Genomic DNA, 20,579 nt, shown 5'->3' on the forward strand with positions numbered 1-20,579 from the left:
GTTGACGCTTAACCAACAAGTTGAGGCGCGGTGACGATTCATTTCAAATCCCACCGCGCGTCAGCGCCTAGTCCTTGGCGCGTTCGACGTAGGAACCGTCTTCGGTCATGACCACGATGCGCGTGCCCGTGGTGATGTGCGGCGGCACGCCGGTGCGCAGGCCGTTGGACAGCATGGCCGGCTTGTAGGACGAGGAGGCGGTCTGGCCCTTGGTCACGGGCTCGGTCTCGACCACTTCCAGCGTCACGCGCTGCGGCAGCTGGATCGCGACCGGGTTGCCCTCGTGCATCGAGAGCTTCACGGTCATGTTCTCCTGCAGATACGGCGCGGACGAGCCGACGATCTCCTTGGAGACCTGGACCTGGTCGTAGTTGTCGTTGTTCATGAAGTGGAAGCCGTCGCCATCTTCATAGAGGTAGTTGTAGTTGTGGTCCTCGACGGTGGCCTTCTCGACCTGGTCGGTGGTCTTGTAGCGCTCCGAGACCTTCACGCCGTCGCCGATGCGGCGCATTTCGATCTGGCTGACCGGGGTGCCCTTGCCGGGATGAATGTTCTCGGCGGACAGGACCACATAGAGCTTGCCGTCCTGCTCGATGACGTTGCCCTTGCGGATGGAACTGGCGATGACTTTCAAAGGTGTTTTCCTGAATTTGAGAGCCTAAGGGCGCCAACCGGATCGGCAGCCCCTCGGCCATGGCGGCGATTTCGGGCTGCAACATACTGATTTGTCCCTGAGATGCCAGTCTTTTGCGGCCGGATTCGCAAGGTTGCCAACCGTCCCGGTCGTCCCAATCGGCCCTATTTTGGGGCCGGATCGGGCGTTTTCAGTGCGGTCCGGTTGTGCTCGGCAAAGCTCGCGGGAACCGAGAATGTCCCGGTTTTCAGATCGTAGAGGCAACGCCAATCCTCGACCCAGGGGAACGGCGTTTCCTCCCCCTGGATGTCGAACGACAGGCCGATCACGGTTAGCGGGCCAGTGCTGGCGCATCGAGGCGTAGTTGTCCTCGAGCCCCTTGATCAGACAAGGCCGAGACACACACGCAGGGCTGTTCCGCGTAACCAACCGGCCATGGGGCTCATCCGTTTCAGCGAATCTGCGGATGGGACGGGTGAGCCGTCGTTCAGGTTCAGCCACGCGCGCGCATGGACAAGGTGCACGTCTTTCGACAAGAAGGGATCAGCCTCGCTGCGTTGCGCGGAGGCTCAGGCTGTGTAGGCTTATGAACTTGTGTGGAATCAATCGGTTGCGCAGGACTGTTGAGTGCGGATGGCGGCTCGTTGATGTTGAATCCATGAGGATGCTCTGGCGATGACAGCTCATGACCGGCCGTCGCCCTGGTGGACGCCGCAGCGCTATGCCGACCGCAGGCCGTTCTTGCAGGCGCGGACGGCGATCACGCGAGCGGTGCGCGCCTGGTTCGAGGAGCAGGGATTTGCCGAGGTCGAGACCGCGATCCTGCAGATCTCGCCGGGCAACGAGACCCATCTGCACGCCCCCCGCACCGAGCTCAGGCACGCCGATGGCTCACATGCGCCGCGCTATCTGCGCACCTCGCCGGAGTTCGCCTGCAAGAAGCTGCTCGCGGCCGGCGAGCCGAAGATTTACGAGTTCGCGCGGGTGTTCCGCGACCGCGAGCGCGGCGACCTGCATCTGCCCGAATTCACCATGCTGGAATGGTACCGCGCCAATGCCGGCTATGACGCCATCATGGCCGACACGATCGTCGTGATCGCCCATGCGGCGCAGGCGACCGGGATCGGGCGGTTTTCATTCCGTGGCAGGATGGCCGATCCCTTTGCCGAGCCGGAGCTGCTGACGGTCGCGGCAGGTTTCGAGCGCTTCGCCGGCATCGATCTCCTGGCGACGATCTCAGGCGGCGAAGGCGACCGCGAGGCGCTTGCGGCGGCTGCAGCAGCGCGGGTGCGGGTTGCAGATGACGACACCTGGTCCGATATCTTCAGCAAGGTGCTGGTCGAGCATGTCGAGCCTCATCTGGGACAGGGCCGTCTGACGGTGCTGTTCGAATATCCCTCGCCAGAGGCCGCGCTGGCGCGCACCAAGGCCGGCGATCCTGATGTCGCCGAGCGTTTCGAGGTCTATGCCTGCGGCGTCGAGCTCGCCAACGGCTTCGGCGAGCTGACCGACGCGGCCGAGCAGCGCCATCGTTTCACCGCAGCGATGGACGAGAAGGCCCGCCGTTATGGCGAGCGCTATCCGCTCGACGACGATTTCCTTGCCGCGGTCGGCCAGATGCCGGAGGCCAGCGGCGTCGCGCTCGGCTTCGACCGGCTGGTAATGCTGGCCAGCGGCGCGCCACGAATTGATCAGGTGGTCTGGACACCGCCTGCGGGAGAGACATGAACAGGATCGATCCAAAACTGGCGGCGACGCTGCGACAGCCGCGCGAGCTGGTCGATGCCGGGCTCGCGCCGGTCGCAGCACTGGCCGAGCTCGAGCGGGTCGCTGCGCGCTACGCGGTCGCGGTGACGCCGGAGCTCGCCGCGCTGATTGATCCGGCCGATCCCGCCGACCCGATCGCGCGGCAGTTCATCCCGAGCGCCGACGAACTCGTCGAGCAGCCGGGCGAGAACGCCGATCCGATCGGCGACGATGCGCATTCGCCGGTCGCCGGAATCGTGCATCGCTATCCCGATCGGGTGTTGTTCAAGCTCGTCCATGTCTGCGCGGTGTATTGCCGGTTCTGTTTCCGGCGCGAAATGGTTGGGCCGGGAAAGGCCTCGGCCTTGTCCGGTGACGCCTACCGCGCGGCGCTGGATTACATCCGCAGCCATCCGGAGATCTGGGAAGTTATCCTGACCGGCGGCGATCCCCTGATGCTGTCGCCGCGCAGGCTGAGCGAGATCATGGCCGATCTCGCCGATATCGATCATGTGAAGATCGTTCGCCTCCACACCCGTGTTCCGATCGCCGATCCGGGCCGTATCAATCCCGAGATGATCGCGGCACTTCGGGTCGAAGGCGCGACGACCTGGATTGCGATCCACGCCAACCATCCGCGTGAGCTGAGCAACACTGCCCGCGCGGCGTGCGCGCGCCTTGCCGACGCGGGCATTCCCTTGGTGAGCCAGTCCGTCCTGCTGCGCGGCATCAATGACGATGCTGCGACGCTCGAGGCGCTGATGCGCGGCTTCGTCGAGTGCAGGATCAAGCCCTATTATCTGCATCACGGCGACCTTGCGCCCGGCACAGCGCATTTGCGCACCACGATCGAAGCCGGGCAGGAACTGATGCGGGCGTTGCGCGGGCGTGTGTCCGGACTTTGTCAGCCGGATTATGTGCTCGACATCCCCGGCGGCCACGGCAAGGCGCCGATCGGCCCGAGCTATTTGTCGCAGCCGGCTTCCCGCGAACGTGAAGATCCGATGGAACGGCGCTACCGTATCGTCGATTATTGCGGCGACGTTCATTTTTACCCGCCGCAATCCTGAGGCGGCGATGAGCGGGGCCGGGGACGGACGGCAGGAGCCGCCCGAGGACGGGGGCAACCGCAGCATCGAAAATGCTGTGATGTTCGGCTTCTTTGTGGTGCTGGTCGCCGCGGGAATCTGGCTCCTTGGCACGATGGCCGATATACGGAAGGTACAGGATTGCGCAGCGCAGGGGCGACGCAACTGTGCTACCGTCGAGGTGCCGGAACGGGCGCGATAGGGTTGAGAAGCGGAGACGCGAGATGCGGAAGACAGTTTTGTTGATGGCTCTGATGATGGTTGCGGCCGGAGCGCCCCAGCTTGGCACGTCCCCGGCATGGGCGCAGCAACAGGGCGGATCGTCCTCCATGCAGAAGGGCGGGACGGTCCCGGAGGCGCCGATCGGACATCGTCAGCCGCGCCGCGGCGACGTTGGCAGTGAGAAGAATATCAGCGATCCGAACAGTCAGGCCAACAAGGAAGACGCGGCGCTCGACAGGAAGATCAAGAGCATCTGCCGCGGTTGCTAACCCACGCAGCTGACCGGCGAGGCGCGATATCCGCCCCGCCGGCAACGCTCAATCCATTCGGCCGCGTCAGGCCGAACGCTCCTGCAGGCCGTCACGCTGTACCCTGCGCCTTGCGTCGACAGCATCGGCCAGCTGCTTCAACACGTCTGCCGTCGTCCCGAGGTCGATGCAGCCATCCGTGATGCTCTGGCCGTAGGTCAGCGCCTTGCCCGGCACGACGTCCTGGCGTCCCGCAACAAGGTTGCTCTCGATCATCACGCCGATGATGCGCTGTTCGCCGCCTGCGACCTGGCGCGCGATGTCGGCGGCAACCGCCGGCTGGTTCTCCGGCTTCTTGCTGCTGTTAGCGTGGCTGGCGTCGATCATCAGCCGCGCTGCGACACCGGCGCGGCCGAGCTCGGCGGCGGCAGCATCGACGCTCGCGGCATCATAGTTCGGCGCCCGGCCTCCACGCAGGATGACGTGGCAGTCTTCATTGCCGCTGGTGGCGGCGATCGCCGAACGGCCGCCCTTGGTGACCGCCATGAAATGATGCGGGTGCGAGGCCGACTTCACCGCGTCCGCCGCGATCCGCACGCCGCCGTCGGTGCTGTTCTTGAAGCCGACCGGGCAGGACAGGCCGGAAGCCAGCTCGCGATGGATCTGGCTCTCGGTGGTGCGCGCGCCGATCGCGGCCCAGGAGACCAGATCGGCGATGTATTGCGGCGTCGTCATGTCGAGGAATTCGGTGCTGGCCGGCAGGCCGAGATTGTTCACTGCCGACAGCACGTTGCGGGCGAGCCGCAGGCCCTTGTTGATGTCGAAGCTGCCGTCGAGATCGGGATCGTTGATCAGCCCCTTCCAGCCGACGGTGGTGCGGGGCTTCTCGAAATAGACCCGCATCACGATCTCGAGGCGGTCGGCGAACTGTTCGCGCAGGCTGGCGAGGCGCTCGGCGTAATCGACGGCCGCCGCGGGATCGTGGATGGAGCAGGGGCCGACGACGACCAGCAGGCGGTCATCGGTGCCGTTCAGGATCGCGTGGACGGCGTTGCGGGCGCCCATGACCACCCGGGTCGCCGTCAGGGTGCGCGGGACCTCCCGCATCACCTCTTCGGGCGTACTGAGCTCTTTCAATTCCTTGATGCGAAGATCGTCTGTCGTACTCAACACGGCTGGCTCCTTTGGAGTTCGGGACCTGCCGGCACACAAAAAAGCCGCCAGGTCTGGCGGCTTGTTTTGGACGTTTGCTGCAATTCTTCAGATTGAGCGCGATCCTCCTGCCGCCAGCGAGCTGTCGTAGCTAAAGTACCAAAAATAGCTGGTGGCTGATGTGATCATGGGCGGCTGTATAGCGCAGGGATTTGGGGCTGTCACCCCCCAAATGCAAGCCCTCCGCGGTTCGGCGTCAAGTGTTGCGCGCCGCCAACGCCATGCCGATCAGGGTCGCGCCGCCGAACATCAGATTGAGGCCGACGAGGAGGCCGATCGCCCACCCCGCGGATTCCGGCAAGCCCGCGATGATGAAGAAGGCGATCACGATGTCCATCAGGCCGGCGATCAGCAGCCACGACCAGCGTCCCGACAATTCGCGGCGGTGCTCCAGCGCGTACATGACGGTGGCGACGCCCTCGGCGACGAAGTAGGCGCCGACCACGATGGTGATCGTCAGCACGCCCTGCATCGGACGGGCGAGCAGCACCATGCCGGCCAGCACGGCGAGCGCGGCCGAAATCAGCGACCACCAGAAGCCCGGCATGTTGCGCGCCCAGAACGTCACGATCAGCCCGCCGATGCCTGAGATCAGGAACATCCAGCCGAGGAAGATGGTGACGGCGAGGCTCGCGAAGGTCGGAACGATCATCGCGGCGATGCCGAGGATCACCAGCAGGATGCCTTCGAACAGGAACGCCTTCCAGTGCGCCTTCACCGCGGCCTGCATTTCCGATCGCAGCTTGTCGAGGTCGTTGGACAGGGTCATCGCGGCTCTCCGGATCTGCGCGTGTGCAGTCTATCCTAACCGGTCATAAATGTTCAGCCCGTCAGTTGCGGCAGCAATAGCTGTGCGCTCATCTTTCCGCATGGCGGTTTTCGACAGCCAGAATCCTTGGCACAAGCCTGGCCGCCAGATATCGCGAGGCGCGCGGCGACAGGTGCAGGAAGTCGGCCGATACCAGATCGATTGCGCTGGTCCCGACCCTCGTCAGACATCCGTCCGCGTTGCACAGCTCGTCATAGGGCGACAGGTATTCGATCCCGAGATCGGCGGCGATCTGCCCAACGCGGTCGTCAGCCTGCTTGGTCGATCGCACGTCGTGGCGGCGTTCCGGGATCAACGCATGATGGCGCAAGAAATATTGCACCGTCAGATGTGGCACCGTGTCGGTCCAGACCGGGACAGGGCCGACCAGGATGACACGGGCGGCGCCGGCCTGTCTGAGGGCGGCAATCGTCGGGCGGAGATCGTCGGTGGTGGGTTCTCTGCTCCACACCAGGTGTAGGAGCACGATATCGGGGTGCGAGTGGGCAACCGCAGCAACGATGTGGCGGTTGGTTTGAACACAGAACGGAATGACCTCGGCCTGCGCGGTGAAGAGCGGCGGGCAGGAATTGACGGTGAACTGGGCTAACCCGAATTGATCGCCCTGGACTTGGCGCAGCCCGGCGGCAAGCATGCCGGCGGTCGAATCGCCCCAGACGAAAACAAGCGGGCGCTTGCTGGCGTCGACGCAACTCGGATCAAACACGGGATCGGCGGAAGCGGAGATGTGGCATTCGCCGTATCTCAGGAAATCCCTGGATACGGTCATGGCGCCGGCTTCGCGAACGATCGCCGGAAGCCGAAAGGCAAAGCCGTCGACGATCGCCAATGCTCCCACCGATGCAACGGCCACCATCGATGCCGCAAGGACCGGCGCCACCCGCCACTGCCCGAACCTGATTGGGCGCTCGACGTAGCGATAGGTTGCCCAGGCCAGAATGAAGCTGGCCCCAACGGCCAGCCCGTTCTCGGCCAAGGTCAGGGGACGACCTTTGAAGCTCGCCGCAAAAACCAGGATCGGCCAATGCCAGAGGTAGAGCGGATAGCTGATCAGCCCGATCGCGACCGCGGTACGGGTCGAGAGAAATCGATTGCGACCTGACATGATGAGGGCGGCGGCTGCGGCGACCGGCGCCACCGCTGCGATCCCGGGGTAGGTCATGGAGGGCGAATAGAACGCGGTTACCGCCGCGATCACTGCGAGCGCGGACCATCCGAGAAGGTCGCGCGCCGCGGAGAATCCGTTGGGCAGGCAGACGGCCACCAATGCTCCGGCCGCGAGCTCCCACGCCCGCGTGAACGGCTGGTAGAATGCGGCTTCAGGGTTGGTTCGAACGACCAGGATATTTGCGACAAGCGATGCGATGAAGATAAGGGCAAGGGGAGCGGCGGCGGCGATCCGCCATCGCATCAGCGCCCACAGCAGCAAAGGCCAGACAAGATAGAACTGTTCCTCGATGCCGAGCGACCAGAGATGGAGCAGTGGTTTCGTTTGCGCGGCCGCATCGAAATAGCCACCCTCCGAATAGAACAGCAGGTTTGCCGAGAAACCCGCGCCTGCCGCAATCTCCTTTCCAAGGGCCACCAACTCGCTCGGCATCAGAAGTTGCCATCCGGCGATGAAGGCGGCGATCAAGACGACGATCAGGGCGGGAAAAATCCTGCGAATGCGACGCGCATAGAACGTCGCAAGGCTGAAGCTCCCGTTCTGAATGTCGCCATAGATGATCCCGGTGATCAGGTACCCGGAAATGACGAAGAAGATGTCGACCCCGACGAAACCCCCGGGAACATATTGCGGGAACGCGTGGCCAAGCACGACCAACGAGACGGCAACGGCCCGCAGGCCGTCGATATCCGACCGATAATTCTTGTAGTTGTGCCCCATCGTCCTCTCGCGCCTGGTCTGTGTCTCTCCCTGAACCTGCCGAGGTTGTTTTGCAAGGGGAGCGGTGCCGGCCGGGGCGCTAGCTTTGACCGGGAGCGGACGGAAAGCCCTCCGAGGCGGTCCGCATCCGGTTGCGGCCGAGGAAGTAGACCGCGGTGGTCGCGATCAGCAGCGCCAGTCCGATCAGGATCGAGGTGAAGCCGATCGGGACCAGGATGAACGACGCATTGCGCTCGGGATTGACGTACCAATGATGCAGCGAGGTGAGCAGGAAGGAGACGCCGGCAAAGCCGGCGCCGCCGCCGATCAGCAGCAGCGCCCACATCCGCCGCAGCTGGCTGAGCCGCTCGCGCGCAACGTCAGTGCGCGGCGCATGATGCTTGCCGAGGCGTCGCACCAGGCGGATTGCAAAGCCGATCGAGGAGAAGCCGATCAGCACGCTGGCCGAGCCGAGCAGCAGCCGCGTGGTCGAGCCGAGATCGGGGATGCGCTGGAGCGCGAGCAGCGGAAAATCGAACGCCGCGTGCAGCGCGACCGGCGCGACCAGCACCAGTGCCCAATTCGTCATGCGCGCCCAGTCGCGGTGGCCCCGGTAGGCGCCGAGCGCGCCACCGGAGCGCGCGATCGCAAGGTAGGCGCCGGCGATGATGCCGAGCGCGCCGTGGAACGGCACCGTGAGCACGCTGCGCAACGCCGCGAGCGCACGCCACATGTCCTTGTGCTGGACCAGATAGGCGAGGTTCTCATAGGCGGCAAATCCAAGTCCGGCGGCCGCGCCATAGACCACCGTATCCATCGGATCGGCGAAGGCGCGGCGCCGCGTCGAGATCGCGACGATGACGAGCACCTTGACGATCTCCTCCGGTGCCGCGACTCCGAACGCTGCACGCACCGCCTGCGTCGCCCAGGGATTGTCGGGAATGGCGAGCAGTGCATTGAACGGAATTCGCGCCAGGCCGAGCAGCGAGATGCTGGCCGCGCCGAGCACGAAGGCGAGCCACACCTGAACCGGCGGTCCGGGGCGCTCGTCGGCGGCGATGACCAGCCACAACACCAGCAATGCGGGGGCAATGGCGGCGGCGCCGATGACGGTTGGAAGCGACTCAAGCAACAACATGAGCCGGACGGGCCCCTTTGATGGCACCAAGGCGATGCGTGCCGAAGAAATGGCAGCAAGTTCAGCGGATTGCAAATCGGTCTGATGCCGTTCTCGTGACCAATATGCCACGGTGCCTTACGAAAGCGGGTTGGAAGGGTGCCGTTGCGGGACCTTGATCAGCTAAGGGCCGAGGGCGGCTCCCGGACAGGTTCCTGACGGGCGGCAGGTCCATGGCGTTCCAGGCGCAGGAGCTTTGGTAGCCCGACGATGCCGGGATCGCGACCTGTGGGTCCGATCAGCTTTCGGCACCGCGTCCCTGTCGTTGGGCTATAATGCCGTGGGCAAGGCGACTGATCCGGTAAAAGCCAGAGATGCTTTCGATTGATTCTGCTGTGATCGTTCTTGCCGTGATCGCGCTGTTTGCGGCGTTCGTAAATGGCGCACTTGGTTACGGGTTTTCCTCGCTCACGGTGCCGGTCGCACTCGTCTTCTACACCAACCGCGTCCTCAATCCCGCGGTGGTCATCGTCGAAGTCTTCGTCAATCTGTATGTCCTGTGCATCAACCTGAGCGGTGTTCCGGCCGTGTGGCGGCGCGTGCTGCCTATTCTCATCGGCATGCTGCCCGGCATCGCGGTCGGAGCCTTTGCGCTGACGTCGCTTCAGCCAGGCTGGACCAAGTTCGCCACCTACTCGATCATTCTGCCGCTCATTCTGCTGCAGGCGGCCGGTTGGCGGAGGCCGATCCAGTCGAAATGGCTGGTCGGTTTGCCTTTCGGAACGATGCTCGGGATCTTGTACTCGGTCACGACCATTTCGGGCCCGCCGCTGGCGATCCTCTTCAACAATCAGGGCCTCGTCAAAGATGAGTTTCGGGCCGGTCTCGCACTGGTTCGGGTGACGGAGTCCAGCCTGACTGCAATCGCGTATTACAAGCTCGGTCTGTTCGTCGACGAGAGCCGGAGCATCCTGTTCGTGCTCGTTCCCTGCGTTGTCCTCGGCATACCGCTCGGTGCCTGGCTGATCCGGCGGCTGGACGCCGAGACGTTTCGCCGGATCTGCATGAGCTTTGATGCGTGGGTCGTGGGATTCGGCCTGTCGCGCGTATTGATCGAAGTGAAGCTGACGGAAAGCCCGTGGGCCTACAGCGTCATGGCCGGCACGATCCTGATCGACATCTGCTTGCTGTACGTCTTCTTCACCGCGAGGAGAAGCACCGTGCAGAGCTCGCACGCGTTGGCTTCGCTGAAGTCGGGCAACCGGGGCGGTCCGACCTGAAGGTGCTCTAACCTGCGAGCAGGCGCCGGCAGGTTTCGACAAATACCTCGGCACCCGTGACGATATCTGCGTCGTCGGTGTTCTCGCTCCAGTGATGGCTGATGCCCCCGATCGACGGCACGAACAGCATCGCCGCCGGCATGATGGTGGCCAGGACCTGGGCGTCATGGCCGGCGCCGCTCGGCATGCGGATCGATTTGCCGCCGGCGCAGGCTGCGCTCGCGGCTTCGATCGCATCCTGGAATGCGGGCGTCATCATCGCGGGCACCCCGGTGCGGATGCGCTCAACCTTCACGCCGCAACGGCCCTGAGCGGTGGCCTCGGCCGCCAGCCGATGCAGCTGCTCCTCGAGACGTGCGATCACCTCGGGATTGTCGTCACGAATCTGGAATAGCATCTCGGCGCCGCCTGGAATGATGCTCGGTGCGCCCGGGTCCAGCGTGATGCGGCCGGTGGTCCAAACCGTGCGCGGTCCCGACAGGGCAGGGAAGCTGTCGTCGATCGCGACGCAGAACCGCGCCAGCGCGAGGCCGGCGTCCCTGCGCACCGCCATCCGCGTGGTGCCGGCGTGGTTCTGCTCGCCGGTGAAGGTGATGCGATACTGCCAGATGCCGACGATCGAGGTGACGACGCCGATCTTGAGCCCGCTGCTTTCCAGCGTGTCGCCTTGCTCGATATGCGCTTCGAGATAGCCGATATGGCGGCCGGCCTCGGCGTTGAGGCGCGGGCGGCCGGCGAAGCCTGCCTCGCGCAATGCATCGCGCATGGTGCGATCGCTGGAGCGGTCGCGGGCTGCATCGATGTCGGCTTCGGTCACTGCAGCGACAAACGACCGGCTGCCGAGGAAACTGCCGAAATGCCCTTCCTCGTCGCACCACGCGGCGACCTCGACCGCGCCGTTCGCGTCCGGGTCGGTATTGATGACGCGCGCCGCCTCCAGCGCGTAGATCACGCCGAGCGGCCCATCGAGCCAGCCCGCATGGTTCTGGCTCTCCAGATGCGAGCCGGCGAGCAGCTTTGGACCTGCCTTCGCGCTGGAGCCGAGCACATTGCCGATGCCGTCGATCGTCGCGGTGAGATTGGCGTCCGGCAAACGCGCCGCGAGCCAGTCGAGCGAGCGCAGATGCGGCTCCGAGAATGTCGGCTTGTGCACGCCGGTCTTGTAGGCGCCAATCGCTCGGAGCGCGTTGAGATCGGCGAGCACGCGCTTGCCGTCGAAGCGACCGTTGATGCCTGGCATGATTGGACTCCGGATTGCGTCTTGATTTGCGCCCTGGCGCCTCATTCCCGTCTTGATGCCGTCGCGGTTGGATGCGACGGAACAATCAGGGCAAACGATTTCTTAGCGGTTCTGCTCTTAGGTCGCAGTACGAATAGCGTGAGAGTGTGATCATGTCTGCATTCCGGAACTGGGCTCGCAAGGCCGCTGTGCTGTTTCTTCCGATCGCGCTCGGCGCCTGCGCGCAGGTCTCGCAGCAATACAGCATGACCACGCCCCCGCCGGGGACAGGTCCGCTGGCCTGGGACGGTGCCGGACAGGACCCCAATCTCCCGCAGCCGCGGCGCCATGCGCGGAATGTGTCGCCCGCGGTGGCGGACACATCGCCTGCGCAACTGTCGGAAGCGGATGCCGACGACCGGCTGGCGCGCAAGCTCGTGATCTGCAGCACCTGCATCAAGCGGACGCCCGTGGCGGATCAGCCGAATAATCGTCAGGACGTCGCCAGCAATCACTAGCGGCTGGCGCTGAGCGCTGTTGCTGGACACCCAGCCGGCTCGCAGGCCTTAGTTAGGCCACGATGTCGGTCGATGCGCAGGCTCATGTCGATCCGAAGATTCATTGTTCCCGTCGTCGTCGTCGCGCTTGCCGCAGCAATCCTGATTCACGTCGGGGGCTCGCGTGCGCATGCGCATGTGCCGACGCATTGCGGCTTCTGGACCTCGATCGAGGCCGGATTGTCCTGCAGGTGATCTCCAGGTGTCCTTCCCAGTGACCTGCAAGCCGGGAAAAGCGTTCTGAACGCTTGCCCGTCCGGCCAATCGCCACTATACGTTCGCCCGTCGCGGCTTGAGAGCTGTGGCCAGTCCGGCGCATCTCACGTCTAACGTATTGATTTGCCGGGAGTTTTGCTCCCTTCGTCTATCGGTTAGGACGCCACCCTTTCACGGTGGAGAGAGCGGTTCGATTCCGCTAGGGAGCGCCATCACGGCCAAAGTGAAGACTCCACAAAATCAGGCGTTTAAGCGTCCAGATTAACATTTTCGGCGCATCATCCGGTCGATCTCGCGACGACAGTTCTATCAGCAAACTACGTGAAGTGATCCCCAAGCGCGGGCGATCGCCGCGCTTGGGGCCGGAACGGTCCCGGGTGAACTGGCGCTTGTCTTTGCTCTGCCGTCAGACCAGCAATTGCCGCAATTGCTTCTTGGTTGGGGCTTACGATCGCAATTGGCGCTGCTCCGAGCATGACGGCAGGGCAGACCGATGACTTTTTCGGCCTGCTGCGCGACTGCGAGAATTGCTAGCTCAATTTCGCCTGGAAATAATCCACACGACGATCGGCCAGCTCGGCTCATTTCGTAACGCCAATTGGTAAATTGGATTGGACGGGTCGTCCGGGATGGGTTTCATCCGAAGCGGGGATGCCATCAATCCGATTACCTCGCGGTTGCCCCATCCTCCGCAAACGATCGACTCGGCGTTCGCCTTGTCAGATATCAGCCTTAGCGATTCCGGAGTGAAACGCCAAAAGTCCTTCGGCGCCGCGTGAATGCCATTGACGAAACATGTCGTGTGACAGACGTAGCCGCCCGGCTTCACAACTCTGATTGATTCAGAGAATGCTCTTTGAGGGTCTCCCTCGACGTGTTCGAGAACCTGGTCCGAGATGCAGAAGTCAAAAGTGCCGCTCTCGAATGGCAAATCTATGAAGTTGGCATCAGGATAGCTGACCTCTGTGTATTTCGTTTTGGTCAGTCCCAGCTCAACGCCGAGTCCTTTCGATCCGGATATCGAGAGGCACGTTTTTTCGTTTCCGTCATATTCTGATAGAGCGCGATGGAGCGCTTTGTACATCGCGAGGCGCGTGATCCACCACGTCTTTGGACCAGGCGCGTCGAGAGCGTGTTCGTAAAGTTGCCGAATGGTGGTTGGCGAGAGACCGTCCATTGTTTTTCCCTTGAAGGTGGCACACTACCGTAGTGCAAATATCGAACTGAGCCCCAGCAAATGGAAATGAGATGTGCGGCAGTCGCCCGCTCCCTTCAATTAAAGAGAGGAGCATATGCACCACGATCAATCCGATCAAGTGCGGCGTCTAGCGGTTCGAGACTTGCATCAATTGAGTTCGGTGCCAAGGACGCATTCTTTATGAGCGACGGTGTGAGTATCGCGCGAACGCTGGCGAGCATTTACGGCAACGACGACACCGCAGCACTTGGCCGCGGCCAGGCAGCCGCGCTGCGCTTGGTACAAACCATGCTGCAGATCAGCCAAGTCAGCCAGGATATCACTCGCGGAGTCCTAACCGACTTCGAAACCCGGATTTGCAACGGCGCTTCAGCCATGGACGCGCAGCCAAGACTGCAGGCCCAAACGCGCTCGGTAAGATTGCCGACAAACTTGCGCAGACGGCCGCCGACAATCTCCGGACGTAGGCGTTCGGTGGCTCGTCTGGTGATGACTTGCCGAGGTTCCTTGGCATTGGGTGCCGCCTGGAGCGGGCACGATCACAGTCAGGGGGCGCTTTGCCGTGCCGCGCTGGCAGATGTAGATGTGAACAATCCCGAGATCGCTGCAATCCGCGCTTCTTTGGCAACCCTTTGTAAAGCCAACGGCGATACGGCTGGGCCCGGGATGATGTGATGGCTCCAGGGACCAAGAAGCGCGAAGCGCGCAAATCGCTGCGGCAATCCGGCTGGATCACGCTCGATGGCGGGTTCGCAGCGCGGCCCTGCGTGGTCGAGGACATGTCCTCGTCGGGCGCCAAGATCACGGTCCAGGACAACAACACGCTGCCGGCAAAGCTGCGGCTGGCGTTCTCGCGCGACGCCCGCACCGGGCGCGCCTGCGAAGTGGTGTGGCGCGAGGGCAGGACGTTCGGCGTCAAGTTCGTGCGCTAGCCTGATCCGGTGGCGTGGGATAAAAGGCCGGATGCGCAAGACCTGCATTGCCATCATCGCCGTCCTGCTTCCCGCCGCCGCGTTGGCGCAGCAGGGCGACCGCCGCAATTTCCAGACGCCCGCTGACACCGGCAAAACCTTGCCGTCGAAATCCGCGACGCGGAGCAATCCATGCGCGTCGTACGGACCCGGCTTCGTCAAGGTGGAAGGCTCCGACACCTGCGTGAAGCTCGGTGGCGCCGTCAGCGTCGGTGGCGGGATGTCCAGCGGCAGACGTTGAGCGGCCTGCCGCCCGCGCTCACGACATCGGCGGCGCGATGAACCGCACGAAGGCCGGCCGCCCCGCGATCTCACCGAACCAGCGTTCGAGATGGGGCAGCTTCGGCTTGGTAACGCCCTCGACGCCGAGCCAGCGCCGCGCAAAGGCGCCGAGCGCGATGTCGGCGATCGTGAACTGATCGCCCTCGATGAAGCGGCGCCTTGCGAGCTGGGCCTCGACGACGCGCCACACCACGCCCTCGGCATCGGCATCCTTCTGGATCTGCACCATGTCGCGCTTCTCCGGCGGCGTGCGCACCAGCCCCCAGAACACCGGCCGGTCGACCGGCTGCATCGTCGACAGCGTCCAGTCGAGCCAGCGGTCGACGGCGGCGCGCGCCTTCGGCGCTTGCGGATAGAGCGGCGCGCCATGACCATAGGCCATGCAGAGATAGCGCATCACCGAATTGGATTCCCACAGCACAAAGTCGCCGTCGACCAGCGTCGGAACACGGCCATTCGGATTCATCGCGAGATAGTCGGGCTGATCGTTCTTGCCAAACTGCATGCCGGCATCGATGCGCTGATAGGGGAGGTCGAGCTCGGTGAGACACCAGAGCACCTTCTGCACGTTGACCGAGTTGGCCCGACCCCAGATCGTCAGTTGCGGCTTGCTGTCCATCACGCGTTTCTTCCCGCTGTTGTGCTTTGCGCGCGTTCATAGCTGAAGCGTCGGGGAAAAGCGCGGGGTGAATTGCACCGAGAGCAAAAAAAGAGGCTCCGCCGCATAGCGGCAGAGCCTTGCTGACAGCCATGCTTCAAGACGCCGTCAGTGACCGAACAACAACCACAAAACAATGATCACCGGGATCGGCACACCCAACAGCCAAAGCAAAATTCCTCTTCCCATCGTTGCCTCCTCGCATGCTTGTGAGGGAGCAACGTCAACGATCGCGTCGCGTTCCTCGCGATCGCCCGGCGCTTCAGCAAGGGCGAAACGCCGACAGGAACGTAGATGCAGGCGCGGTGTTTACCAATGGCCGGTGTTCGGCATCGATGCCCACGGCTCGGCCGGGGCTTTCGGCTCGCCCTTTTGCAGGATCTCGATCGAGTGCAGGTCGGGCGAACGCACGAACGCCATGTTGCCGTCGCGCGGCGGACGATTGATGGTGACGCCCATCTTCCTCAGCTTCTCGCAGGTCGCGTAGATGTCGTCGACCTCGTAGGCGAGATGGCCGAAATGGCGGTCCTCGCCGTATTTCTCCTCATCCCAATTGTAGGTCAGCTCGACCAGCGGCGCGCCGCGGGTCTGCGGCAGGGACTTGAGCAGATGGAGGTCTTCCTCCGCGCAGAGAAACACCAGCGTGAAGCGGCCCTTCTCATTGTCGATGCGGCGCACTTCCTTCAGCCCCAGCGCGTCCTGATAGAATTTCATCGCGACATCGAGATTGCGGACGCGCAGCATGGTGTGCAGATAGCGCATTTTTTTATCCTCCTGCAGATCAGAGATTTTGTTTGGGCTCGGGCGAGACGGGCCAAGGAATAGCAGCAAAACGCGACGCGGGGCAGGGGTTTGCGCGAGTTTTGCCGATCGCATTTCGCCTTTGCATGCTCACGCCTTCGCGAGCGCCGGCTCCCGTTGCGCCGCGCGATCGCGCAGACGGGACGTGCCGCGACACGCTTGCGCAGCAAGCGGATGCAAGAAAGCCCCGCCCAGCAAAATTTCTGGGACGGGGCTTGTGGTCGAGCCTTGGAGGCGCGGCCTCTATCGCACTGATTGCCGATCACGGCCAATCAAGGACGCGCGAGGTTGGACGGCCTCTAAGCGCAAAACCCCGCGAGTGGGCTCGCGAGGTCTGATGCCGACCGGCCTTGGGGAGATCGTGCCGGCAACCGGGCATACAATGTCGCTGCGCGCGGAAGGTTCCCGGGTCCGGAAAATAGAAAGCCCCGCAGGCTGGATGCGGGGCTTTCCCAGCTGACGGACTGGGGATCTCTCAGGGCGTGAGCCGTCAACTGTTGGAGACCAAACTTAAGGTTGAATTTGTAAAATGCAACAGCGCCGCGTAGACGGAGTATGTTCGTCCCACAGCGCTGCGCCGGATGCTGGGCCCTGAAATCCCCCAGCGCCCTTTATGTCTTCGCGCCGCGCGAAAGGTTCAAGAGAAAGACCCGCGAGGGGGATTCGCGGGGGGCTTCCAAAGCTGACAAGGCGGTGAGCTGTCGGCACCACTTGTTATGTGCATGTCGTTTCGGCCGACTGGTTCCTCGAATTGGCTGACCGGCGTCAGGAACGTCCGGGTTTCCAATCGGGCTGCGGCTCGTATTCGTCGACCCGCTCGACGCGATAACCGGCAGGCAGGATCTGGCCACCCAGTTCGTCTGCGACCGGAACATCCTCGACAAAGCCGTCGATCAACGCCGCCTCCCAAACTTCCTTCTCCGTCGCGAACGATCTTCCGAGCTGCGTGTTGCCGCGGAACAGGGCGTACGTGGGCGCCTCCAAAAAACAAAACCCCGCCAGTTACCGAAGTAAGCTGACGGGGCTTGTTGAGCTGATATTTCCGGTGGATTTCTCCCTCGTTGTACCGCTCGCCAAACCAACGGCGGAACGAGAAACTCGTTCCTTCCTTTTTTGAAGGCCGCCACTTTTTTTTGAAGGTCACTTTTTTATGGTTGCAGCTCCCCGGACGTCCGGCCGTGGGAACCTACTTTTTTGCGTCGTCCCTTTTCGCCGCGCCCTTTGCGGTGTCCTTCGTCTCGGACTTGTTGGCCCGCTTCGCGTCCATCCCCGTGGTGTCCATCGCGCCGCTCTGAGTGGCTCCGTTGGTGCTTTCAGGCCGTTCCATGCCGCTCTGCGGCGCGGGACCCGTATCCTGGGCAAAGGCCGCGCCGCATATCAGGGTGAGGACGGTGGCCGCGATCAGCTTGCACATGGGTGCCTCCTGGCGTCACCAGGATGACCCGTGCGCAGTCGAGAGGTTCCTGTCGGCCGGCGCCGTTCTTACACCTTGATGTCGAGGATGGTCTCGACCGCTTCACGGTCGGCCTGGTTCTTCGCGGCGAAGACGTCCAGCACATCCTCATTGATGATGCGCGGCTGCTCCTTCGCCGTCTGGTCGACGACGAGTTGCACTCTGGCTTGCGTCACTTCGACAGGTACGGGGTATACGAGCATGGCTCCCTCCCTCCGGAGGATCGAACCTTGTCAGGGCTTTCTTAACGATTTGTGAGCACCCAGGGCCCGCTTTTTGCCTCGATTCGGAAGGGGCGGACGGTATCGGCCCGCTCGCATGCCGGCCGGGTTGGAGCCATACTGCGGGCCGTCAGGACCGGGCGGCGCGATCGATGAAGAACGGGCTCTATTCGATCCACATCCAGATGACCGACGGCGTGAAGGGCCGCGACAGCGGCATCCTGATCCTGCGCGACGGCCTCTTGATAGGCGGTGGGCCATATTTCTGGTCAATCGGGGCCTACACGGCCGGCGAGGGGACCTGGAAGGGACATCTCAGCACCAATCAGCATTCGCCATTCGCCGATCCGTTCGCCCGGCCATTGTTCGCCGGACAGGAAGTGACGAGCGGGTTCTCCGGCACATTCAGCGGCGACGAGGCTGAGGCGTTCGGAACCGTCCTGGTTGGAACCCGCAGCCTGAGTTTCCGGGCGACCCTGAAATGGCTCGCCGATGCCTGAATGCGTGCACGCGGCGCAAGGCTGTGGATGAGCGTGCAGCAAGAGCCGTATTTTGTTGGATAATTGGTCCCGCTGGCGTTGTGGATTTGCTGCGGACAAGCAGGGGATATCGCTGTGAATCCGATACGGCCGCCAATCGGGAGATCCCGGACGAGGCACTATCCGGCCACCGCTAACCCTACCTGGTTAGGTTAAGGGCAGCATCGTGTTGTCACCACCTGCGATTGCGATTGGGATGGCTGCGGGTGACAGCCATGATGCCATCGTTCCAAAGTGCTGATCGACCGACCCACCGGCGCGTGATGGTGGTGGGGCTGCTGTTCTGCTCGGCTTTTGTCGCGATTAGCTTCTGGCTTCGGCCGCAGCCGGAGAGCGGCAAGGTGCTTGTGAAGTCGGACCGGCTGGTCCGGACCGCGGGAGAGGCCCGGAAGGCAAATTGAAGACGGCAAGCCGGGGGAGCGGCAAGTCGGGACGCGCCGCCGGCGCTCAGTCCGGCAACTTCCCGTTCGGACGCTTGTGATACATCGCGATGCCGATGAAGCCGGCAAAGCCCATCACGTTAAGCAGCAGTTCCATCCATGCCGGCATCGATGCCAACCTCGTTCACCGCCAAGCTAATCTCTGAGGTTGTATTTTTGTTCCAGCGCTAACCGATGGTAGCTTTGCGCTATCGCATGGCTGGCGCGTTTTCGAGCGATCCGATCGGAACGGAAAACGCTCGAGGGAACCGGAACTGCGTTTGCGGCAACCATCGCACAGCGGCACTGGCAATAGCCATCAGCCCGGAGCACACCGCTCGGGGCTTTCTCACTTGCGCCTCATGGCGCAATCGCAGGTGCCCGGACCGTGAGCGCGGTCGCCTGGCAGAGGGCATCAACCGGTCTTGCGTTAAGCGGTCCTGCGTTGAAATCCACTCCAGGCATTGCCGAGCGTGTTGTCGTAATATTCCTGGCGATCGCGCTCGAACTTCTGCTGCGTCGCCCTGAAGCTGGCAACGCGTGCGACGATCTCCTCGCGCTCGCGCGCGACGCGGTCTTCCTGATCGGTCATGCCCATCCTCCTGGCCGTGGTCCTGTCCCGGGCGCATTGGCGTCGGCGAATTGGGCGTCAATGCGGAGCTGCCAGTGCAGGAATGTGATGATGCTGAGGCGGTGGAAGAGCGACCAGGCGGAGGCGTCGACGCAGCTGGTCGCAAGGCGATCGATCAAGGCACCGATCGCAGCCGATCGCTCGCGCAACGGTTGAGCTCGCAATCGGTCTGGCCGTGCTATAGTCGCTGCGGCCAACCGGATTGTTTTCAGTGATCGCGAAAGACTTGCGCAGCGGCGTCGAGCAGCTCGGCAACATGATTGCAGAGGCGTCGTCCATCGTGCCCTTCACCGGCGCGGGCATCTCCACCGAGTGCGGCATTCCCGATTTCCGCTCGCCCGGCGGGCTGTGGACCCGCAACCGGCCGATTCCGTTCGACGAGTTCGTCGCCAGCCAGGACGCGCGCGACGAGTCATGGCGGCGCCGCTTTGCGATGGAACAGACGTTTGCGGCGGCCAAACCCGGTCGCGGGCATCGCGCACTTGCGTCGCTTTACCGGGCCGGCAAGGTTCCCGGCATCATCACGCAAAACATCGACAACCTGCACCAGGCGTCGGGCTTCAAGGCCGACGACGTCATCGAGCTGCACGGCAACACGACCTATGGCCGCTGCATCGGCTGCGGCAAGGACTACGAGCTGTCGTGGGTGAAGCAGCAGTTCGACAAGACGGGCAGCGCCCCCGATTGCGCGGACTGCGGCGATCCGGTGAAGACCGCGACGATCTCGTTCGGGCAATCGATGCCTGAGGATGCGATGCGCCGCGCGGCGGAACTCTCCCGGCACTGCGATCTGTTTCTGGCGATCGGCTCATCGCTTGTGGTGTGGCCCGCCGCGGGCTTTCCTATGATGGCGAAGGAGAGCGACGCGCGGCTCGTGATCATCAACAACGAGCCGACCGATCAGGACGACCTCGCCGATCTGGTGATCCGCCACGACATCGGCGACACGCTTGGTCCTTTCGTAGGAAATTGATGCCCAATTGATTCGCGGCTGTGCAAGCCTGTTCATAGTTCCCGCAAGAATCGTTTTTTAGCTATGCCCGGCAAGCGGGAGTGTTATCTTTTGGTTGAGAGATTCGCGCCGCGTCCAAATCAGTCCGAGTGAGTTGGTCATGGAGAGCAGCGTGTACAGGGTGCGCCGCAACGACGGCGATCTGCATTTGATGTGTGG

General features: G+C 63.2%; 26 protein-coding genes and 1 tRNA gene. 13 read left to right on the top strand and 14 right to left on the bottom strand.

The window, feature by feature from the left end:
• Window positions 1-67: 67 nt before the first annotated feature.
• Both efp and ACVWY5_RS15905 read right to left on the bottom strand, forming a co-directional pair.
• Entirely contained in the window at window positions 68-634 is a 567-nt protein-coding gene (gene efp, locus ACVWY5_RS15900; RefSeq protein WP_016844580.1) for an elongation factor P, read from the bottom strand.
• A 164-nt stretch (window positions 635-798) separates the two neighbouring features.
• Window positions 799-963 (bottom strand): hypothetical protein, encoded by a 165-nt coding sequence (locus ACVWY5_RS15905; RefSeq protein WP_157345005.1) that lies wholly within the window; start codon window positions 961-963, stop codon window positions 799-801.
• Window positions 964-1,309: 346 nt separating this feature from the next.
• Here ACVWY5_RS15905 and epmA point away from each other — a divergent pair, with 346 nt between their 5' ends.
• The 3 genes from epmA (at window position 1,310) to ACVWY5_RS15920 (ending at window position 3,959) form a co-directional block, all read left to right on the top strand.
• A complete protein-coding gene (epmA, locus tag ACVWY5_RS15910) occupies window positions 1,310-2,362 on the top strand; it encodes an EF-P lysine aminoacylase EpmA (protein WP_028332177.1) in 1,053 nt (350 codons plus the stop codon).
• Complete coding sequence (locus tag ACVWY5_RS15915; RefSeq protein ID WP_028332176.1) at window positions 2,359-3,450, top strand: lysine-2,3-aminomutase-like protein; 1,092 nt, start codon at window positions 2,359-2,361, stop codon at window positions 3,448-3,450. The genes epmA and ACVWY5_RS15915 overlap by 4 nt, the downstream gene beginning before the upstream one ends.
• 263 nt (window positions 3,451-3,713) lie before the next feature.
• Complete coding sequence (locus tag ACVWY5_RS15920; protein WP_244978602.1) at window positions 3,714-3,959, top strand: hypothetical protein; 246 nt, start codon at window positions 3,714-3,716, stop codon at window positions 3,957-3,959.
• Window positions 3,960-4,025: 66 nt separating this feature from the next.
• Here the strand turns inward: ACVWY5_RS15920 and ACVWY5_RS15925 are convergent, their stop codons facing one another.
• From ACVWY5_RS15925 to ACVWY5_RS15940, 4 genes are all read right to left on the bottom strand, one after another.
• The gene (locus ACVWY5_RS15925; protein WP_028332173.1) at window positions 4,026-5,111 is read right to left on the bottom strand and encodes a 3-deoxy-7-phosphoheptulonate synthase; all 1,086 of its coding nucleotides are present in this window, start codon (window positions 5,109-5,111) and stop codon (window positions 4,026-4,028) included.
• Window positions 5,112-5,346: 235 nt separating this feature from the next.
• Window positions 5,347-5,919, bottom strand: a complete 573-nt coding sequence (locus ACVWY5_RS15930) for an HdeD family acid-resistance protein (protein ID WP_028332172.1) — start codon at window positions 5,917-5,919, stop codon at window positions 5,347-5,349.
• 88 nt (window positions 5,920-6,007) lie between these two features.
• Window positions 6,008-7,867: an acyltransferase family protein gene (locus ACVWY5_RS15935; RefSeq protein ID WP_051376001.1), complete on the bottom strand. Its 1,860-nt coding sequence runs from the start codon at window positions 7,865-7,867 to the stop codon at window positions 6,008-6,010.
• A gap of 79 nt (window positions 7,868-7,946) precedes the next feature.
• A complete protein-coding gene (locus ACVWY5_RS15940; RefSeq protein ID WP_028332171.1) occupies window positions 7,947-8,984 on the bottom strand; it encodes a PrsW family glutamic-type intramembrane protease in 1,038 nt (345 codons plus the stop codon).
• Between the two features lie 353 nt (window positions 8,985-9,337).
• On the opposite strand from ACVWY5_RS15940, the gene ACVWY5_RS15945 reads away from it, so the two are divergent.
• Window positions 9,338-10,243, top strand: coding sequence for a sulfite exporter TauE/SafE family protein (locus ACVWY5_RS15945; RefSeq protein WP_028332170.1), 906 nt, complete (start codon window positions 9,338-9,340; stop codon window positions 10,241-10,243).
• Window positions 10,244-10,250: 7 nt separating this feature from the next.
• Here ACVWY5_RS15945 and ACVWY5_RS15950 read toward each other — a convergent pair whose 3' ends face one another.
• Window positions 10,251-11,483 (bottom strand): Zn-dependent hydrolase, encoded by a 1,233-nt coding sequence (locus tag ACVWY5_RS15950; protein ID WP_028332169.1) that lies wholly within the window; start codon window positions 11,481-11,483, stop codon window positions 10,251-10,253.
• A 152-nt stretch (window positions 11,484-11,635) separates the two neighbouring features.
• Here ACVWY5_RS15950 and ACVWY5_RS15955 point away from each other — a divergent pair, with 152 nt between their 5' ends.
• From ACVWY5_RS15955 to ACVWY5_RS15965, 3 genes are all read left to right on the top strand, one after another.
• Window positions 11,636-11,980, top strand: a complete 345-nt coding sequence (locus tag ACVWY5_RS15955; protein ID WP_028332168.1) for a hypothetical protein — start codon at window positions 11,636-11,638, stop codon at window positions 11,978-11,980.
• Window positions 11,981-12,064: 84 nt separating this feature from the next.
• Window positions 12,065-12,214 carry a hypothetical protein gene (locus tag ACVWY5_RS15960; protein WP_016844593.1) on the top strand — a complete coding sequence of 50 codons (150 nt, stop codon included), beginning with the start codon at window positions 12,065-12,067 and terminating at the stop codon, window positions 12,212-12,214.
• Window positions 12,215-12,372: 158 nt separating this feature from the next.
• Window positions 12,373-12,447: transfer RNA gene (locus ACVWY5_RS15965), tRNA-Glu, on the top strand.
• 323 nt (window positions 12,448-12,770) lie between these two features.
• Here ACVWY5_RS15965 and ACVWY5_RS15970 read toward each other — a convergent pair.
• Window positions 12,771-13,412: a methyltransferase domain-containing protein gene (locus tag ACVWY5_RS15970; protein ID WP_050384302.1), complete on the bottom strand. Its 642-nt coding sequence runs from the start codon at window positions 13,410-13,412 to the stop codon at window positions 12,771-12,773.
• A gap of 201 nt (window positions 13,413-13,613) precedes the next feature.
• On the opposite strand from ACVWY5_RS15970, the gene ACVWY5_RS15975 reads away from it, so the two are divergent.
• Genes ACVWY5_RS15975 through ACVWY5_RS15985 form a run of 3 tightly spaced genes read left to right on the top strand, consistent with a single transcriptional unit; the run spans window position 13,614 to window position 14,645 of the window.
• Window positions 13,614-14,108: a hypothetical protein gene (locus ACVWY5_RS15975; protein WP_028332167.1), complete on the top strand. Its 495-nt coding sequence runs from the start codon at window positions 13,614-13,616 to the stop codon at window positions 14,106-14,108.
• Window positions 14,108-14,365 (top strand): PilZ domain-containing protein, encoded by a 258-nt coding sequence (locus ACVWY5_RS15980; RefSeq protein ID WP_028332166.1) that lies wholly within the window; start codon window positions 14,108-14,110, stop codon window positions 14,363-14,365. The genes ACVWY5_RS15975 and ACVWY5_RS15980 overlap by 1 nt, the downstream gene beginning before the upstream one ends.
• A gap of 31 nt (window positions 14,366-14,396) precedes the next feature.
• Window positions 14,397-14,645, top strand: coding sequence for a hypothetical protein (locus tag ACVWY5_RS15985; protein ID WP_028332165.1), 249 nt, complete (start codon window positions 14,397-14,399; stop codon window positions 14,643-14,645).
• A gap of 18 nt (window positions 14,646-14,663) precedes the next feature.
• On the opposite strand, the gene ACVWY5_RS15990 is transcribed toward ACVWY5_RS15985, so the two are convergent.
• The 5 genes from ACVWY5_RS15990 to ACVWY5_RS16010 all read right to left on the bottom strand — a co-directional run bounded on the left by ACVWY5_RS15990 (window position 14,664) and on the right by ACVWY5_RS16010 (window position 17,801).
• A complete protein-coding gene (locus ACVWY5_RS15990) occupies window positions 14,664-15,305 on the bottom strand; it encodes a glutathione S-transferase family protein (protein ID WP_028332164.1) in 642 nt (213 codons plus the stop codon).
• 348 nt (window positions 15,306-15,653) lie between these two features.
• Window positions 15,654-16,106: a VOC family protein gene (locus ACVWY5_RS15995; RefSeq protein WP_028332163.1), complete on the bottom strand. Its 453-nt coding sequence runs from the start codon at window positions 16,104-16,106 to the stop codon at window positions 15,654-15,656.
• Between the two features lie 804 nt (window positions 16,107-16,910).
• Window positions 16,911-17,042 carry a hypothetical protein gene (locus ACVWY5_RS16000; RefSeq protein WP_321177261.1) on the bottom strand — a complete coding sequence of 44 codons (132 nt, stop codon included), beginning with the start codon at window positions 17,040-17,042 and terminating at the stop codon, window positions 16,911-16,913.
• A 289-nt stretch (window positions 17,043-17,331) separates the two neighbouring features.
• A complete protein-coding gene (locus ACVWY5_RS16005; protein ID WP_038377169.1) occupies window positions 17,332-17,559 on the bottom strand; it encodes a hypothetical protein in 228 nt (75 codons plus the stop codon).
• A 68-nt stretch (window positions 17,560-17,627) separates the two neighbouring features.
• Window positions 17,628-17,801, bottom strand: a complete 174-nt coding sequence (locus tag ACVWY5_RS16010; RefSeq protein WP_018271496.1) for a hypothetical protein — start codon at window positions 17,799-17,801, stop codon at window positions 17,628-17,630.
• A 170-nt stretch (window positions 17,802-17,971) separates the two neighbouring features.
• Between ACVWY5_RS16010 and ACVWY5_RS16015 the strand changes: the two genes are divergently transcribed.
• Window positions 17,972-18,319 carry a GrlR family regulatory protein gene (locus ACVWY5_RS16015; protein WP_028332161.1) on the top strand — a complete coding sequence of 116 codons (348 nt, stop codon included), beginning with the start codon at window positions 17,972-17,974 and terminating at the stop codon, window positions 18,317-18,319.
• 254 nt (window positions 18,320-18,573) lie between these two features.
• Complete coding sequence (locus tag ACVWY5_RS16020; protein ID WP_038377167.1) at window positions 18,574-18,759, top strand: hypothetical protein; 186 nt, start codon at window positions 18,574-18,576, stop codon at window positions 18,757-18,759.
• A 448-nt stretch (window positions 18,760-19,207) separates the two neighbouring features.
• On the opposite strand, the gene ACVWY5_RS16025 is transcribed toward ACVWY5_RS16020, so the two are convergent.
• Window positions 19,208-19,369, bottom strand: a complete 162-nt coding sequence (locus ACVWY5_RS16025; protein WP_321177262.1) for a hypothetical protein — start codon at window positions 19,367-19,369, stop codon at window positions 19,208-19,210.
• A 250-nt stretch (window positions 19,370-19,619) separates the two neighbouring features.
• On the opposite strand from ACVWY5_RS16025, the gene ACVWY5_RS16030 reads away from it, so the two are divergent.
• A complete protein-coding gene (locus ACVWY5_RS16030; RefSeq protein ID WP_028332159.1) occupies window positions 19,620-20,381 on the top strand; it encodes a Sir2 family NAD-dependent protein deacetylase in 762 nt (253 codons plus the stop codon).
• Window positions 20,382-20,579 lie beyond the last annotated feature (198 nt).

It is taken from the genome of Bradyrhizobium sp. USDA 3256 (assembly GCF_054058275.1).